Origin of the sequence: Chitinophaga silvisoli, from assembly GCF_003412465.1 — a bacterium.
Lineage (GTDB): Bacteria > Bacteroidota > Bacteroidia > Chitinophagales > Chitinophagaceae > Chitinophaga > Chitinophaga silvisoli.
In genome coordinates, this window is sequence record NZ_QTJV01000020.1 from 77,927 (window position 1) to 96,358 (window position 18,432).

The following is an 18,432-nucleotide window of genomic DNA, read 5'->3' on the forward strand; positions in this document are numbered from 1 at the left end:
ATCTTTAACGCCATATTTCGGGGGACCCCCCAAAATCTCTCTCCACCACGACTCCACGTTGAAAGCATCCTGAACATAATTAAGCAAGGGGATTTTCCTGTATTTACATGATTCTTTCCAATAAATACCCTAAATTCAAAGGAGTTCTTCAAGCTAACATACCATGACCGAGCAACCCTCCATTTTCGATGACACCTTTGAAACCGGACTAAAGCTACGCCGCCGCGCCCTGATGCCTCTTTTCCTTAAGATCTACCTGCTCCTCTTTGCGATTTACGGTGCATTCCAGGTCGTAGGCCGCTCTTATTATACATACAAGCTGATTGATTTCTATGTGAACCGGCAAGGGTTTAGTATCAGCGATCTGAGGCTGGGCCTGATGTTAGGAAGAAGCTTTTTGGGAGCTATCATATTATTAGCCATGGTCCTGTCCTTATGGATGGAGTGGAAATGGGCTATCCGCTTTAATTGGGGGATCCTGGTTTACTGGGCCCTCATGGCAGTCGTGGATTATGTAGGTGGCAACGGGTACGGCATCTACCTGGGAGTGGCAGCATTGATACTGGCACCCTACTTCTCGATCCTCTATCATATTCAAAAGCGATGGGAACAGGATGCGGTCTCCGGGCGGGAGCTAAGACAAGCTAAATAATCCCTTTTTTATGAGAATAAATTGTGCTACTCCCTCCAACCGCTCTCCCCCAAAAAACAAATAAAACGCTCCTGAAAGAGGGTATTCACCAAAAGGAATGATAACTATTTTCAAAATAAAAGAGATCCGGCTTCAATAATCATAGACCCGGCGATAGCAAAATTCCCCCTATTACAGACCTTTGCCTTATCAAAATCGCCCATCATGAAACATGTACTTATCACTGGTGCCAACAAAGGCATTGGCTTCGAAGTCGCAAAGCAAATGGCTCAACTCGGCTACTACGTTTACCTCGGTTGTCGTGACGAACAGAACGGTGCAGCCGCCATCAATAAGTTAAAATCCGAAGGCCTCAGCAACATTGAATTCCTGAAAATCGATGTCTCCGACCTTCATTCCGTTCAGCAAGCTGCTGCCAGCATCGCATCACTGGATATATTAATCAACAATGCCGGCATCTCCGGCAAGCAACCACAAAACATCTCTGCCTGCGATATTGAAGAAATCAAACGCATCTTCAACACAAACTATTTCGGCGTGATCCAAACCACCCAGGCATTTTTACCTTTATTAAAAAAGGCAGCCCTGCCTGTCATCGTAAATGTCTCCAGTGAACTCGGCTCTCTCGCTATGCAAACCAGCAAAGACCGCTTTGGCAACTGGGATAATTACCATGCTTACGGTGCTACAAAAACAGCCCTGAATACATTCACCATTAACCTTTCACAGGAATTGCGTAATTTCAAAATTAATAGCGTAACGCCTGGTTATACTGCCACCGACCTCAATAACTTTGCGGGCTTTAAAACCGCCGCTCAGGGTGCTGAGCCGATAGTACGACTGGCTACGATCGGGGAGGATGGTCCAACGGGGCAATTTTCCCGGCAGGAAGGGGAGTTGCCATGGTAGAGGCGTTGTTATCACGAGATGCACTATGCTCATGAAAACTAATTCTGGCATAAGTAGGCCTTCCTGGTAAGAAGTGATTCTACCAAAGTCACTTTCTGATAGAAATCATTTCTACCAAAAGTACCTCTCCTGATAAAAGCCACCAGGCACCCATCACCCTTCAACCACCAACGCAATCATGAAAGAGAAAGAACTACACCGCCTTACATCCATCGCCGAATTCCACCGCCTCCGGGGCTTACAGCCCCCCGCACACCCTTTAATCAGCGTAGTGAATTATGCCGACGTAGTTCTTTCCCCCGACAACAATCATATCAACTGGGTCCTCGACTTCTACTCCATCTCCCTCAAAAGAGATGTCACCGTAAAGTTCAGGTACGGCCAGCAGAAATATGACTTCGACGAAGGCATCATGTATTTCATCGCTCCCGGCCAGGTCTTCAACATCGAAGTCCCAGCGGAAAATCAACCTAAGAGATCCGGCTGGATGTTACTCATCCACCCGGATTTCCTCTGGAATACCGCCTTGTCAAAAAACATTCGCCAATACGAATATTTCGGCTATGCTTCCAACGAAGCCCTCTTCCTTTCTGACAAGGAAGAAGCTACAATCGTGAATATCATTCACAACATCCGCCATGAATACAACAGCAATATTGATAAATTCACACAGCAAATCATCATCTCTCACATAGAGACGCTTTTAAACTATGCCGAAAGGTTTTATCACCGGCAATTCATCACCCGGAAAATCACAAACCACCAGGTGCTTGAAAAACTGGAAGCTTTGCTTTCCAATGAAGAGCTGTTTGCAAAGGGCATTCCTTCCGTTCAACTCATCTCCGAAAAACTAAACATCTCCCCTAACTACCTGAGTAGCCTGCTCAAAAATCTCACCGGACAAAGCACCCAACAACATATCCAAAACAAACTGGTCGAAGTGGCTAAACAAAAATTGTCAACCACCACTTTATCAGTCAATGAAGTCGCATATGAATTAGGATTTGAACATCCACAATCATTCAGGAAGTTTTTCAAATCCAAAACGAATATGTCTCCATTAGAATTCAGGGAGTCTTTTAATTAGTAACTCCTTTTAAAATTGAACGCCGCATTGACTGAATGATTGTTTACGAATAATCAAAATACCCGTCTTTTTATATCTAACAAAGATTACGTTTAATGATATCAGTGCCCAGGTCACCCATCCTGCCTAAATTCTTCAATCATTGATAAAATCTTCTTAATTAATTTTGTAATCTCCTTTTATTCTCTAATTTTGTCCCATAGCATTCCATTTTAACCTTGTCTGTCTGTGAATAACCCAACCCGATTTTCTTAATTCAAAACTATACTTATGTAATATCTATACTCATTCGAGAAAGCATTGATACCCATTTAAGAGTCCCTTAATGTTCGTATTCCCTATCACGACTGTTTAAATAACAAGTTGAAATATTTATTCCTTATATTATTCTTCCTCACGGCAGGGAGCCAGGTAAACTATGCTCAATTACAACGTAGTACCACGCTTCCCGGAGCCCCAGGTAAAGGACCAATAGTTGTATTCCCCCGCGGTATTAAACAATCTTCCGGCGATGTTTCCTATATATTGGCAACTGACACCGCTGGCAATGTTAACCTGATACCTTTATATGCGAATCAACATTATGACACCAGTACCCGGCCTCTACCGCCCCGTAAGCCTTTCCTGAAGGTACATGGGAATGTTATGTATGACTATTACTACCAATCCGGCGTTGATACCCCATATCAGCAAAAAGATATTTACCAGCATACAGTACAGACCTATCTGGACCTCACTATCAGGGATCAATATCCCGTGCGTGTTGCATTCACCACTGCCAGGGGCAATTCAACCCTGTTCCGCAATATCACGGGTTTGAATATGCAATATACCAGCCGGGATTTCAAAAACCTGTTGTATGATAAATTGCAAAAATGGGATGCCTCCCAAATAGGCCAGTTGAAACAATTACAATTAGAAAAGGAACAGCTGAATGCAAAATCCCTGGAATTGTACCAATTAAAAGACTGGCTATCTTCTCCTGCCCAGTTACAACGGTTAGTAGAAGCACGCGAGCGGAAGTTATATGGAAGAAGAGATTCCCTGCCCACACCAGGACTGGATTCCCTTCCAGGGGTGCCGTCATTGCCGGAAGTGCCCTCCTGGGATGTGCTGCTTCGTTATAAAGGCCGCCTGAATGCGAAAGACAGCGCCACAAACCCACTGCCTTCCGACTCAAGTTTTGAAAACTATTATGCAGCACGCCAACATCAGTTAGATTCCCTGCAGAATCGCCTTCTAATCATGGATAGCACCTATCACGCTCACGAAGCCCAGGTAGGTAACCTGAAAGGAAAGGTCATTGAAAAGCTGATGAGCAGTAAAAACAATGCGGAGCTTTCTCAGCATCTGAAAGAAATGAACCTCCCAGACACTGTGTTGCCCAAAGGCTACAGGACTTTGCTGGCGATTCGCTCAATAGGTATCGGCCGCACTCTGGCGGACTACTCTGAACTAACTGCCAAAGGGATTAGTATCACCGGTGTGCAGGCAGAGTTCAATCCATCTTATTACGTAGCAGTTGCTGCTGGTACAATCGATTATCGCTTCAGAAATTACATTGTAAATAACGACGCTCCCCGACAATACCTGGCTTTGATAAGAGCCGGATATGGCATGAAAGAAGGAAATCACCTGTTCTTTACCTATTACATGGGTAAAAAACAACTCTACAACCTGAATACCAGTGCCGATAGTACGAGCACGCCAAACTATCATATCATGGGTATTGCGGTAGAAGGCCGCTGGCAGATCACAAAGAACACTTTTATGACCGGCGAAGTGGCAAAGTCTTCTTTGCCCTATTATCAGAAAACCGGCCATAGTATGTTCAGTGATCATACCAATGAAGCTTATTCCCTGAGTGCAAATTCACTGATAGCAAAGACAGGTACTAAACTCACCGGTGTATACAAGGTAATGGGAGCAGGGTTTCAGTCCTTCAGCCTTTATACAACAGGCTCCAAACAGATTGCATGGACCGTGCGTGTAGATCAGCCTTTCTTTAAACAACAATTATTAGTCACCGCCTCTGTACGCAGAAATGATTATACGAGCCAGTACCAACAGGCCGATTATAAAAGCAATACCATTTTCAAAAGCATACAGGCAACATTAAGGATCAAACATTATCCGGTTGTAAGTGTCGGATATTATCCCAGCTCGCAGCTGACAAAACTCAGTGACGGTACTTATATAGAAAGTACTTTCTACACTATGGTTGGAACAGTAAGCCATTTCTACAAAGTACATAGTGTCATGATGAATACAATGCTCTCCTTCACCCGCTTCTACAACAAACAGGATGATAGTAGCTTTGTATACTACAATACAAAGAACCTGTTGCTGAATCATGCTATGTTCCTTGGCAAATTTACAATACAGGGTACTGGTTCCGCGGCTATGAATGGCGACTATGACCTGTATGGTGCGGATGGTAATGTGTTGTATAAAGTCAAAAGCTGGCTGGACATTGGCGCAGGCTTGAAATATAGTTATCAAACAACCTATGAAATCAGGAATATGGGCTACACCGGCACGGCTCGTGTCGCTATCCCATATTTCGGACAGATAGAGGTCATGGCAGATAAAGGATTTATCCCGGGCGCTGAAAAGCGATTGGTTTCAAATAATACAGGTCGAATCACCTATACTAAAACATTTTAAATGAGACATTTTATCCTGATAGCTTTGGTGTTGCTATCTCTTCAGGCAACAGCTCAGGTAAACATGACAGTGCAGTTACCTCCAACCGGTGTAATGCAAAAAGCACAGTTATGGAATATCTTACTGGTATCTGCTTCAACTTCCTCCATCTGGGTGCGTGTTGAATTACGCGTCACAGATGCCCAGTCCAACCAACCGGTATTGACAGGTGTAAGCCGTAATCTAATGTTGAACAAAGGTGCCAAACAATTACAGGTGGCGGATGTAACGCCTGTTACCTACGAATACCTCTTACCTACTGCTGATAGAAATGCGAATGGTCTGCTTATGGCAGGCACTTACACCGCATGTTACAGTGTATTCCTTATATCAGGCGATGCAAATTCCCTGATTGCAGAAGATTGTCTGCCATTCGCAGTGGAACCGGTAAGTCCGCCGTTGTTGAATAATCCGGCAGACCAAAGTGTAGTAGAAGGGAATTTACCCCAGTTCACCTGGATACCTCCAGCTCCAATCACTATTTTCAGTGATCTGAACTATGATTTCACGATCGTAGAATTAAGAAATGGTCAATCTCCTGCCGAGGCGATCCAATCAAATATTCCTGTGTATCACACCACTCATTTGAAAGATCAGTTCTTAAACTACCCTGCTTCCGCAGTAGTACTGGATACAGCGAAGAACTATGCATGGACAGTGATTGCAAAGAACAACACACAGTTCGCGGCACAAACGGACATCTGGACATTTAAGATCAAGGATGTACCCTCTGAAAAAATAGTAGTGACACAGGATGCCTATGTACAACTGAGAAAAGAACTGGATGGTTCATCTGTGGCGTGCTCTGGCGCATTACAGTTCGGTTATAGCAACGATGCCGGCGATACTACCGTGACATATGAAATCATTTCCTTAGATGCAGGTCAGCATGTTGTGAAAACAGCCACTCTCTCATTGGAGCGTGGTATGAACAACTTGAAAGTAGACCTGAAAAAAGTAAGTCTCACCACTGGTCAGTCCTACCTGTTCCGTTTAAAGAACGGCAGACGTGAATACTGGCAGATAAAATTTGTTTATAAATGAGGTACTTCCTTACCCTAATTATTGGTATAGCCGCTGCGCTGTCTGTACAGGCACAGGATACTGCAGCTATTGCAAAAGCGATTAATATTTTCCGTCGGGTGCAGGCGAAAAGCCAGCAACAGCCGGTAAGTTTTGAAGTGAATTATACTTATTCCAATGAGTCTACACCCGGAACATTGCTGGATAGCCTGAAGGGAAAGATAGAGATAAGCGGAGAAAATTATCGTAGTACGCTGGATAATACTGAGACGATTCGTAATGCTAAATATAGCATTGTTTTGTTTAAAGAGGATAAGCTCATGTATCTGGCCGTGAACAGTAAATCAGCTTCTCCTGCTGATCCACTGGAGACATTGAATACATTACTGAAAGGTGCTACAAATAGTACATTCAGTTATCAGGAACGAAACACAATTATCAATGTTTTGTTTCCGGCGGGGGCTAATTGCAAACAGTTATCTATAACAATAGATACCGTCTCAAAAAGATTGTTATCCATGCAGTATATACTGAAAACAACCTTGTTAATGGGGGACGAGATGAAGAATGAAGTGCCGGAAGGATATGAGGAATATGCACAGGTGAAAGCAAGCTTCTATAATTATAAAGACATACCAGTGAATGGCAGCCGTTTTGATGAGAAGGCATTCTTTTATAAAGATGGGGATGCATTTAAAGTGATGCCTGAATATGAGGATTATAACATTTTCGTCGGCACACCTGGACTGTAAATTTAAATACTATACCTAAGAAATAATTATTAATCATGATGCTGGAAGTAGCTGCAAGGGGGAAAAAGACATTTGCTGCAGTCATGCTGGCCATACTGTACATTGAGACAGTACTGCCAATGAATGCACTGGCGGCGGTGAGAAGCGAAGAACCTGTCAGAGCCATTGTCCCTGTTCCCGACAAGGCAAATAAGAATTTAATGCCGGTGGTCGTTAATAATGCCCCATACCACCCGGCGATCATTCGGACAAATTTAAAAGTTCTTCAACCGCAGGCAGAAGGTATGCAACCACGTTCAAAAGGTCTGCAACCTAAACCCGAAGATATCGGTGGCCCCGGCCAACCTGAAACCCAGGCATTCACCTCTGTGAATGGAGACAATTTAGTAGATCTCTTTTCCGGCGATTTCTCCTATAAGGTTCCTTTGATGGATGTAGGCGGTTACCCGATAGCACTGGGATATAACAGCGGCATCTCCATGGACCAGGAACCCAGCTGGGTTGGATTAGGCTGGAACATCAATCCAGGTACTATCACACGTAATATGCGTGGATTACCGGATGAATTTAACGGTGCCGATAGTATCCGGAAAGTACAGTATATGAAGCCCGCAGAAAGCTGGGGTGTAAACCTGGGAGCAGGATATGAATTATTTGGAACACCTAGCGATAAAGCCAGGTCAGCCAGTGACTCTTCCTCTTTTGGAACTTTGGATTTCGGCATAGCCTTTACTTATAACAACTATAAAGGATATGGAATAGAATCTTCTATCTCTCCCGGATTGAATGCTGGTTCAAAGACATTTCCCGGACTATCAGGTGGATTATCCCTGACGAATAGCTCTACAGATGGCCTTACATCAGGGGTATCCTTATTTTATAAGAAAAACGTAGCAGAAGCAGACGAAAATAATACGGGGGGCGCCGCGACGGCTTCCATATCTGGTTCTTATAATACCCGTGCAGGGTTAAAAGACCTGCAGTTTTCCGTAGGAGACAGATTATACCGGACAACCGGTAAAAATAACCCTACCGCCGGTTCCAGTGGCGCTTTTCAGTCAAATATATCTTTTGCCCGCCAGGCATACACTCCACAAATTACGTTCCCCTATACAAGTACTGCCTTTAGTTTTGCGGCCAAGGTGGGTTCTGTAGCAATATCATACCACCCATATATCCGCGCTGCCTATAACCATGCAAAGCAGGAAATTGCAGATGCAGATACTGCCCTTATATTGCCAGCATTCGGTTACCTGAACTATCAGAATGCTAATGGTAAACCCAGTTCACTCCTGGATTATAACATCGAAAAGGAAATACCTTATCGTGAAAAGCCTGCAATTCCAACCATTGGTATTCCAGCTTACACCTATGATGTATTTGCTATTTCCGGAGAGGGCACGGGTGGAATGTTCCGCGCATATAGAGGTGATATAGGTTATGTGTATGATCACCAGATGAAAACAAAGGATGGGTCTTTAAGTGGTAGCATCGACCTTGGTTTTGGACAAACATTCCACTGGGGAGCCGATTTTAACCTTACACGTGCCAACTCTGAAAATGGGCCATGGACAACGTTGAATGCTATGGCAGCCGTTGCCCCATTTAAAAATTCAAATGGCTTATACGAAGCTTCTTATTTCAGGAACCCTGGTGAAACTACTGTAAACGATAAAAGCTGGCAGAATGCATTAGGTGGAGATGATGTAGTAGTGACCAGATTATACCAATCCAGCAAAAGTGATCCTGATATCTACGCAAAAAATTTGCTTGATAAATATAGGAACGATTCTCTCAAAGAAACAGTTACTGTAACCAGCCGTACTTCCAGTAGATCAGTACGTGATAAACGTACGCAGGTTATTTCTTACCTGACAGCCGAAGAAGCCAGTACTGCAGGATTGTCTAAATATATTGATAACTATGGTGAAAACAAGTTCCCGCTGCAGAGTTGCGATATGACCTATCCTTCCGATCTTGACTCACAGGGATTGAGAGGAGACTATTACAGCGGACAAGGTTTCGAAAGGTTTTTATTCTCCAAAACTGATAAGATTGTCAACTATGGTTCAACCATCGAGTTTCAGGCATCAGAACCTGCAGGTGAACCTAAAGTAAATACAAATTTCTCTGTTCGTTGGACCGGCAGATTGAAAACAGATGTCACAGGTAGATATGTGTTTTCCACCAGAACGGATGATGGGATTCGCTTATACCTCAATGACTCTCTTATTATTAAGAACTGGACAGGGAAACCTGCTGACTTTGAAGATACCGCTGTAGTAAACCTGGTAGCAGGGGAGAACTACAAGTTAGTAATGGAATATTTCCAAAAGAAAGAGAAAGCAATCGCCAAATTGCAATGGAGATTTGCTGGCCAGGCTACACAGGCTATTCCAACGCCGAATTTATATCTCGAATCGACGAAGACTTCTTTCCCAACCAGTGATGGTGCCATAGTAAGAGAAAAACGTGTAAATACTTTCCGCAAGAAAAATCATATCTCCGAAATAGATGTGTTAAATCCAGATGGCCGTCGTTATATATATGGTGTACCTGTATACAATTTTCTGCAGAAGGACGTTACTTTCTCTGTAGATGCGAACAAAGGTGATAAGGCATCTGGTTTGGTAAGTTATGAGCATAATGTAGATAATACCGTCCGCAATCCAAATGGTAATGATAATTATTTCAGTAAGGAGGAAATGCCTGCTTATCCGCATAGCTTCCTGTTGTCAGCAATCCTGTCAGCCGATTATGTAGACCTCACCGGTGATGGTATTACACCTGATGACCCGGGAGATGCCATTCGCTTTAACTATACTAAAATAGCTGATAAGAATAAACCTGATAAATGGCGCATACCTTATAATAATAAAGCAAATTATAACCAGGGTTTACAAACAGATAACAGGGATGATAAGGGGAGCTATTTATATGGTGAGAAAGAATTGTGGTATCTCAATTCAATTGAATCCAAGAATATGATGGCTGTTTTTTGGGTGTCTAATCGAGAAGACTTACCGGGTATGGATGAGAATGGAAATGCGGAGGCAGCTGGCCAGCATAAGAAATTAGATTCTATCAAGTTGTATTCTAAATCAGATTACCTGAGCTATGGCAACAATGCTTTAGCTATCAAAACGGTACACTTCAGGTATAATTATTCCCTTTGTAATGGCGTGAACCCTAATAATGCCAAGGGGAAACTAACACTTGATAGTTTATGGTTTACCTACAATGGTAATCAACGAAAGGATACAAGTGCTTATGTATTTAGGTATAATTCTAATAATCCGGCCTATCAGACTAACTATTACGATCGCTGGGGGAACTATAAAAATCCTTCCAGGAATCCCGGGGCACTCAATAATGCAGAATATCCGTATACACTGCAGGACAGTACGGAGGCTGCTACAAATGCTGCTGCTTGGACACTGGATCAGATCAAGCTTCCTTCCGGCGCAACAATGAAAGTTGATTATGAAAGTGATGATTATGCATTTGTGCAGAACAGGCGTGCCGCTCAGCTATTCAGAATTGCAGGTTTCAGTGCTGGTATACCAAGCTCCCAGAGCAGTCTGAAAAATGAATTGTACAGTCTTACCAATGAACCTACATATGTAGGGATCAACGTTCCCAAACCAGTGAGCAGTAATCAGGAACTATATAGCCGCTACCTCGAAGGGATGGATACATTGTTCTTTAAGGTATTTGTAAAAATGCCTACTGATAAATTTGGTAGTGGAAGTGAATACGTAAACTGTTATGCTACGATAGAACCAGGTAATTATGGCTATTATAATAATGGATTCTCTATCTGGTTAAAGCTGCAAACAGTAAACAAAGCAGGAGAAGTAGTGTCTGGAGGTTATAATCCGGTAGCAAAAGCCGCTATGCAATTCCTTCGTCTGAACCTCCCATCCAAAGCATATCCTGGTTCTCAGACAGGTGATAACCTGACACCATTGGATGGTGCCAAAATGTTATTATCACAGGTGACTAATCTCACAGAGATGCTCACAGGGTTTGATACAGATGCAAGAATAAAAGGTTGGGCGAAATCTTTTGATACTTCCAGATCATTTATTCGCCTGGCGAACCCGTATCTGAAGAAATATGGTGGTGGGCTGCGCGTAAAGAGAATATCCATCTTTGACCACTGGAATGCGATGACCAAACAAAAAGAGGCGGTGTATGGACAGGAATATATCTATACAACAACCCGTTCTATTAGGGGAGTTGGCGATTCAGTGACTATCAGTAGTGGTGTAGCCTCCTGGGAGCCTGCAATTGGTAGTGAGGAAAACCCATGGCGATTACCTATTCAATACAAGGAACAGGCAGCAGTATTAGCGCCTGTCAGTAGCGGGTATGTAGAAAGGCCACTGGGCGAATCTTTTTTCCCTGCTCCTGCTGTAGGTTATAGTAAAGTAAGGGTACGGTCTATTAATACCAAAAATAAGCGTTCAGCCAATGGATATGCGGAAACCAGTTTCTATACCAGTTACGATTTTCCTACCATCACAGATAAAACGCCAATAGGAGATAATAAGAAGAGATTTAAACCAACATTGACCAACTTATTGAAAATTGATGCCAAGCACTATATGGGTGTCAGTCAGGGTTTCAAAGTTGAGTTGAATGACATGAATGGTAAGATAAAGTCCCAGGCAGTGTATAGTGAAACTGACCCGAATCACCCAATTTCCTACACTGAAAATTATTATCATGTAGATGATCAGTCAGCAACTTTCAAGCATTTAAATAATACCGTGAAAGTCATCAATGATACTGGTTTTATTGATGCTGCTGCATCTGTAGGTAAAGATGTTGAGCTGATGATGAGTATGCGTCAGCAGCGTTCAGTTACCAATGCCTATAATTTGAATATTAACTCCGACGGTTGGGTGGTAGGAGCTTTCTTTGCTATAATACCAAGCTTACTCAATATCGCTCAGCGCGAGGAAACAATCTTCCGTGTACTCGGTACCACAAAAATAGTGAACCGTCATGGCCTGTTAGATAGTGTGGTTGTAAAAGACAAGGGAAGCCGGGTAGTAAGCCGCAATCTTGTCTATGATGGTGAAACGGGTGATGTGGTATTGACAAGTTCACAAAATGAATTTAACGATCCGGTATATCATTTTTCAGTTCCTGCGGGTTGGGCGTATGATGGTATGAGTGGTGCCTATAAAAATATTGGTGCTACAGCCGATAACATAACTATCCGGGAGGGCAAAATCGTATCCGGGTTACCTGATACAACTATTGTCAAATATTTTGCAGCAGGCGATGAGATCCTGGTATATACCCGTCAGAAGACAGGAGGTACGGATTGTGATCCTGAAATTGCAACATGGCCCGCTTTAAGCAGACTCTATGCCGTTGATGCAAATGCAATAAGTGGTGGTACGCCGGATCTTTATTTTGTAACGAAGGATGGAGCACCGTTTACCGGCAATAAAGTGACCATGAAAGTGACCCGTTCCGGCAGAAGGAATATCGCTGCGGTAGCAGGAGAAATGACAATGCTGAATAATCCGATCGTTGGTGATACTGCATTGGTCATTAATGCTAACTCTGGTGTATTAAATGCAACTGCTACTGAATTCAGTCAGTTCTGGAAAGTAGCAGATAAAAAGAAAAAGGGCGCTGTTACAAGTTGTATAACGCAATCTTATGCATTATATAGTAAGGATTCCTGTGGCGTGCATGTATACGGTAACGATAGTACCGGTGCCTGGTACAAGGCACAGTGTGCGACAGGCAGAGTGTCCAATTATGTTTACTATCATATTGATCGTGACATGTATTCCTCTACCGTAAGTCAACAGGCAGCAAATGATTCTGCAAAGAAAGCGCTGGATTCACTTGGCCCTGTATATGCTTCCAGGTTTAGTCCATGTTTATACCCTAATAAGGCGATTAGCAGAAACTATGTGAGGAATAATTGTCCTTCAGGTACAGTACCGGATACAACTACTTATACTGTTGCTTATGATACGTATCGGGAAACTACCCAGGAACAGGCTGATGCAGATGCCGCAGCTGATACGGCCGCGAATGGACAGGCTTATGCAAATGCACATGGAAACTGTCTGACCTGCAATTTCTTTGTAGATAAGAAACCGGATTCTGAGGATATGCCATCATTTGCGATCATCGCTAAAAACGTTGAAACCGGAGTTTCCTATTCATTAGGAGGTAGTGAAGCAATTACCCGGTTCCCATTATGTAAGGCAATGCCAGAGGGGACTTACAAGCTGTTTATGTCTGCTATGGAACAGTGTTATGCATTTACTGCTGACTCTGCACAGCATACACTTGTCAATGCATATAGTGACTCAGGTTTTATAGGCCATACGCCAATAAATGTAGCAGTGTCAAGATACCCAAGGATCTATAATGATGCATTTACACTTACTGTTGGTAGGAATAATTGCGGTGCAGGGTATGTCGGCTCATCAGTTTCAGTAAATATTCCGGCAAACATAGCTTACTCATATGTTTCTCAGGCGGAGGCCAGAAGTAAAGCAAGTGCTAATTATGAAAGTAGCTTACAAGCCACTGCTAATGCGCAGGGGATATGTCTTGATGCAACACATCTGATAGTTCGGGTTCCGACTGGAAAAAATTCAGTACCCATTCAGCTAACCTATTCAACGGAAGGGGGTACTTCCACTACGAAACCTGTATTTACATTGAGTGATGCTACATATTCAGTAACACTTAGCCAGGCAATGTGGACTATAACTATAGCACCTATGAATAGTTCTGCAAACATCTCAATCAATGGAGGTGCTACTCAAACTATTACAGGTTCAACAACGTGGCATATCAGTGGTCCACCTCTTACTATTGATGTCTGGGCTCCTTGATAATTTTTCTTAACACTCCTGATTAAATATATGAAACGATATATCCTCATAATGATCTATAGTTGTTTAATACTGGCAGGACCCAGCCTGTACGGACAATCATCCTGTACCTGCGAATGCCTCAAGCCACTGTTCGACTATCTGATCGCATCCAACCGTCTTCAGACAAAGGAAACAGACCACATCATCCTTGCATCTCTCCTTACAGATGCAAGGCGGGCTGGTTACGATGTCTCTTATTCCAGATGTGCTATTCTATATAAGAACATTAATAAGTACTTCTACGCTACATCTACAGCTACTTCCGGCACTACTTATAGTGCCAGGATCGGTGATTGTGAAGTCAATATTAATGCCACCAGCTCCGTAACTTTCAGCAATCTGATAAGTAATGCCTGCACCGGCACCGGCGAAACAGTGACCTACCATCTTTCCGGTAGTAGTACCAACATCGCTACATTATCCATTGGTAATTGTTACACCTGCACAACTGCCGCTTCCGCCCTCTGTTACAGTGCTGTTACCGACACCAGTGTAAACGCTTATACTTATGGGCTGGCAGGTAACTGGCGTCCCTCCAAAAGCTATGTCTACTATGGTAACCGTGCTGAAACCAATACGACAACCGAAGTAGTGCTCAGGACCGGGGGAACTATATCTGCTTTTGCTCCATTCTGGAAAGTCGTTAACAAAAAATTGACTGCCCAGCAGGATACTACCCGTTGGGTGTGGAATAGCCAGACAACCCTCTATAACAAAAAGGGACTGGAACTGGAAACAAGAGATCCTTTAAACCGATATACCGCTGGCCTGTACGGTTACCAGGATGCCATGATCATTGCCGCTACTCAAAATGCGCGCTACAGGGAAGCTACCTACGAAGGATTTGAAGACTATTATTATGGAGTACCTGCTTGTGATGAAGGCTGTAGCATCGGTCGTAACCTGGACTTTTCGGGATATAAATCATATATCACTACCGAAGCACCACACACTGGCAAATATAGTATACGTATACCCAAAGACTCAACAGTTGGTATCAGTGCCTCCATTGTACAGGCCGATAGTACTTCCCTGGGACTGACTTTTAATACAGGCACTAATCTCTGCACCAGTACGAATGTTTTGAAAAGTATAAAAGCGACCCAGGATGCCCTGTTGCCAGTCTTCTCTCCAATAGCAGGCAAACAGATCGTAGTGAGTTGCTGGGTAAAAGAAGCAAAACCATGTGCTGGCGACACTTATGTGAACAATCGCCTTTCCATTGTAGTAAAACGTGCCGGTAATAGTGATACTACCTATACTCCTGGTCCTAAAGGCGCTATCATAGAAGGTTGGCAGCGTTATGAACAGGTCGTATCCCTGCCTGCCGGAAGTACCTCCTTATCCATCTATCTGAAATCGCTCAATAGTACAATTGTATACCTGGATGATCTCCGGATTCACCCATACAATGCGAACATGAAATCCTTCGCATACGATCCGGGCAATTTAAGGCTGATGGCCGAACTGGACGAAAATAACTATGCAACCTTCTTTGAGTATGATGATGATGGTACACTGATCCGTCAAAAGAAAGAAACGGAAAGAGGAATAAAAACAATTTCAGAAAGCAGAAACGCTCTGTTAAAAGAATAGCCCTATGCGACAATTATTGCAAAAATATACCGGTATCTTTAGCATGCTACTATTATTGCTGGCCACAGCAATAGATAGCCATGCCCAGTCAGTCACCGTTCTCCGGCAGACACTGGATAGCAACAAGATTGCCGTAAATGATAGCATTGTGGTGACAGATGCCGCCTATTTTGACGGAACTAAACTATCAAAGCTCGAAACACCTTATAGTGTAAAGAACGTCATTACATTAAAGATCAATGAATACTCAAAACTTTACCTTCCTTCGGAGTTTACAGCTTCTGTGAAGGTGAAGATTACCTATACCAAACCAGACACTTTAACCGATACAATTTCCCAGACCCTGACCATTAACTACAAATCTACCGACGCTTATACCAGCAGGTCCAGTTTTGTTTTCAGCAATGCGCACAAGGTAAAGGTCGAAGTATTGGGTGTAAATATTATAGCTGAGAAGGATATACTTCCTGCATTGACACTGGAAAATGAGATGTATGTTCGCCCTGTATATAAATTGTACTGTACGGATGCTGTCGACAGTGTCTCAGATAATGGTGCTAAGTTGGTGGATACCAGTGATGAGCTAACGGTACAATGGTCAGCAGTGGAAGGAGCAGATGCTTATGATCTGGAATGGACGCATATTGATTCTACCGCATTATTCAGATATGGTACTCCACTGGATACAGAGGCCATATTCCGGAACAACGCTACCCGCGTGACCATTTCATGTCCAAACTATAATATACCACTCATGTTCGACGAGCCCGGTATTATATTTTACAGGGTAAGAGCTGTGCAGGAAAGATCCAATTATGTGAGAATGGAAACTGTATGGAGCTCCAAATACAGGGCTGGATTAGGCAAATATGGTTATAGCGGACACGAACGCTCTCTCAACTGGCAATCTGAAATTCGCTTTGCAGAAGACGGAAAACGTAAGGTAGTAGTCAATTATTATGATGGTACCTTACATAGCCGTCAGACGGTTACCAAAGATAATAGTACCAATACGGTTATCGTAGCAGAGACAATGTATGATTACCAGGGTCGCCCTGCTATCCAGGTAATGCCAGCACCTACATTAAGTAATGCGGTCAAATATTTCAGGAGTTTTAATAACGCTGTAAATGGCGCTGAGTATGACAAGAACCAATATGATACCCTGGCTAGCGCCGGTGACTATCTGACCGGTGGTGCAGCAGCGATGTCTTCTTTATCAGGTGCGAATCAATATTATTCCGCAAACAATCCTGAGAGCAATCAGGGCATGAACCGTTATCTTCCAAACTCAAATGGGTATGCATTTACCCAGACCGAGTATACACAGGATAATACAGGTAGGATCAGCAGACAGAGTGGGGTAGGCGACGTATTTAAACTGGGTAGCAATCATGAAACACGTTATCAGTACGGCAGCCCAAGCCAGGAGGAACTGGATTTATTATTTGGTACGGATGTCGGAGATAAAACACACTATTTTAAAAATTCCGTAAAAGATGCAAATGGCCAGGTGGCAATAACGTATGTTGACATGCATGGCCGCACAATTGCTACAGCGCTGGCAGGAAGTCCGGATAGTGCAAATCTCTCGGCATTGCCGGGTGTTACACCGCTGACTTACCTGGATACATTGTCACGTCTGGGTAGTAATCAACTCAAAGACCTGTCACTTGAAATAGTTGAGAGCAAGGTAGTATCTGTTGATGCTACTTATACTTTCCGCTACAAGTTGAATACACCTTCTGTAAAGATGCCGGATTGTAATGGTACCATCGTTAACTATCCTGTAAGATACGACCTGTATATTACTATCACGGACGATGCAAATAACCAGCGTTTACCTGGTAAAAAAGCCTATGAAAGGGTATTCCGTAACTATACAGCAGGTACAGATCCTACTGCAAATTCAACAGTACAAAATATTGATGTAGCTGATTCATTGGCCTTGACTTCGGGATCTTACCTGATCACGAAACGTCTTGTGGTGAACAGTGATGCACTCGCTTATTACCGGGACAATATTTACATGGCAAAATCGCTGTGTAAAACACTGGATGACTTTATCAATGATCAAAGAGCATTACAGCTTACAACAGAATGTTTACCATCCTGCCAGGCATGTTTTGCAAGTATTGGTAGCTGGGATAACTTCCGGGCTAACTATATGAGTGTAGGCCAGATCCAGGATACTGCCGCCAGCCGGGGTGCTGCATGGGCAGCTTATGAAGCAGCCATCGATGCATGTAACGCGCTATGCGATAGTACAGCCCAGACTACAAATGTATTGAAGCAGATGTTGCTGGATGTGACAGCACCGTCAGGACAATATGCAACACCGGAAGATAGTGCGAATATTTTCTCTATCTTTTATAGTGATGCTAATGTTAAATTACCTCCATACCAGGATACCCTGATTGTATATTTGGATGAGAATGGCAAAAAGGATACAGTCTATGATGAACAGGCAGGAGCATGGGTGATTCCTCAAAAACTGACTGCCACACAATTTGGCCGTAAGTTTAAAGCTTCCTGGGCAAATGCGTTATTGAAGTATCACCCTGAATATTGTAAATACCTGACTTATATTAAGTATAAGTCAAGTTATGATTGGGATGATAAGTTTTCAAAAATAGATACCTATGCTGATGCCGTAGCAGCGGGATACCTGAACCCATTGGGAGATTCCAGTACCGGTAATTTTACCATCGTTTCCGCTAATGTCGATCCGATTAAATACACCAGTATTAAGGATGGTTTGAATAGCCGGATGCAGAACTACAT

Annotated in this window: 9 protein-coding genes; all 9 read left to right on the forward strand. The window is 43.1% G+C overall.

The features are described from left to right. The first annotated feature begins 163 nt into the window (after positions 1 to 163). Positions 164 to 652, forward strand: a complete 489-nt coding sequence (locus DXN04_RS32785; protein WP_147320136.1) for a hypothetical protein — start codon at positions 164 to 166, stop codon at positions 650 to 652. A gap of 204 nt (positions 653 to 856) precedes the next feature. Continuing rightward, positions 857 to 1,561, forward strand: a complete 705-nt coding sequence (locus tag DXN04_RS32790; RefSeq protein WP_116857657.1) for an SDR family oxidoreductase — start codon at positions 857 to 859, stop codon at positions 1,559 to 1,561. A gap of 178 nt (positions 1,562 to 1,739) precedes the next feature. Beyond that, a complete protein-coding gene (locus DXN04_RS32795) occupies positions 1,740 to 2,648 on the forward strand; it encodes a helix-turn-helix domain-containing protein (protein WP_116857658.1) in 909 nt (302 codons plus the stop codon). 363 nt (positions 2,649 to 3,011) lie between these two features. Further along, positions 3,012 to 5,315: a hypothetical protein gene (locus DXN04_RS32800; protein WP_116857659.1), complete on the forward strand. Its 2,304-nt coding sequence runs from the start codon at positions 3,012 to 3,014 to the stop codon at positions 5,313 to 5,315. Next, on the forward strand, positions 5,316 to 6,398 hold the full coding sequence (locus DXN04_RS32805) for a hypothetical protein (protein ID WP_116857660.1): 1,083 nt from the start codon (positions 5,316 to 5,318) through the stop codon (positions 6,396 to 6,398). Continuing rightward, positions 6,395 to 7,129: a hypothetical protein gene (locus tag DXN04_RS32810; RefSeq protein ID WP_116857661.1), complete on the forward strand. Its 735-nt coding sequence runs from the start codon at positions 6,395 to 6,397 to the stop codon at positions 7,127 to 7,129. The genes DXN04_RS32805 and DXN04_RS32810 overlap by 4 nt, the downstream gene beginning before the upstream one ends. A 35-nt stretch (positions 7,130 to 7,164) precedes the next feature. Next, positions 7,165 to 14,010: a DUF5977 domain-containing protein gene (locus DXN04_RS32815; protein WP_116857662.1), complete on the forward strand. Its 6,846-nt coding sequence runs from the start codon at positions 7,165 to 7,167 to the stop codon at positions 14,008 to 14,010. A 30-nt stretch (positions 14,011 to 14,040) separates the two neighbouring features. After that, positions 14,041 to 15,648 carry a hypothetical protein gene (locus DXN04_RS32820; protein ID WP_116857663.1) on the forward strand — a complete coding sequence of 536 codons (1,608 nt, stop codon included), beginning with the start codon at positions 14,041 to 14,043 and terminating at the stop codon, positions 15,646 to 15,648. A gap of 4 nt (positions 15,649 to 15,652) precedes the next feature. Beyond that, positions 15,653 to 18,432: hypothetical protein (locus DXN04_RS32825; RefSeq protein ID WP_147320137.1), on the forward strand; the 2,780-nt coding region annotated here is incomplete at its 3' end.

What these genes read in the sequence shown, in the direction of transcription:
- DXN04_RS32790 (WP_116857657.1), top strand. Translation starts at nt 857, where the DNA reads ATGAAACATGTACTTATCACTGGTGCCAACAAAGGCATTGGCTTCGAA.
- DXN04_RS32810 (WP_116857661.1), top strand. Translation starts at nt 6,395, where the DNA reads ATGAGGTACTTCCTTACCCTAATTATTGGTATAGCCGCTGCGCTGTCT.
- DXN04_RS32815 (WP_116857662.1), top strand. Translation starts at nt 7,165, where the DNA reads ATGATGCTGGAAGTAGCTGCAAGGGGGAAAAAGACATTTGCTGCAGTC.
- DXN04_RS32805 (WP_116857660.1), top strand. Translation starts at nt 5,316, where the DNA reads ATGAGACATTTTATCCTGATAGCTTTGGTGTTGCTATCTCTTCAGGCA.
- DXN04_RS32820 (WP_116857663.1), top strand. Translation starts at nt 14,041, where the DNA reads ATGAAACGATATATCCTCATAATGATCTATAGTTGTTTAATACTGGCA.
- DXN04_RS32795 (WP_116857658.1), top strand. Translation starts at nt 1,740, where the DNA reads ATGAAAGAGAAAGAACTACACCGCCTTACATCCATCGCCGAATTCCAC.
- DXN04_RS32785 (WP_147320136.1), top strand. Translation starts at nt 164, where the DNA reads ATGACCGAGCAACCCTCCATTTTCGATGACACCTTTGAAACCGGACTA.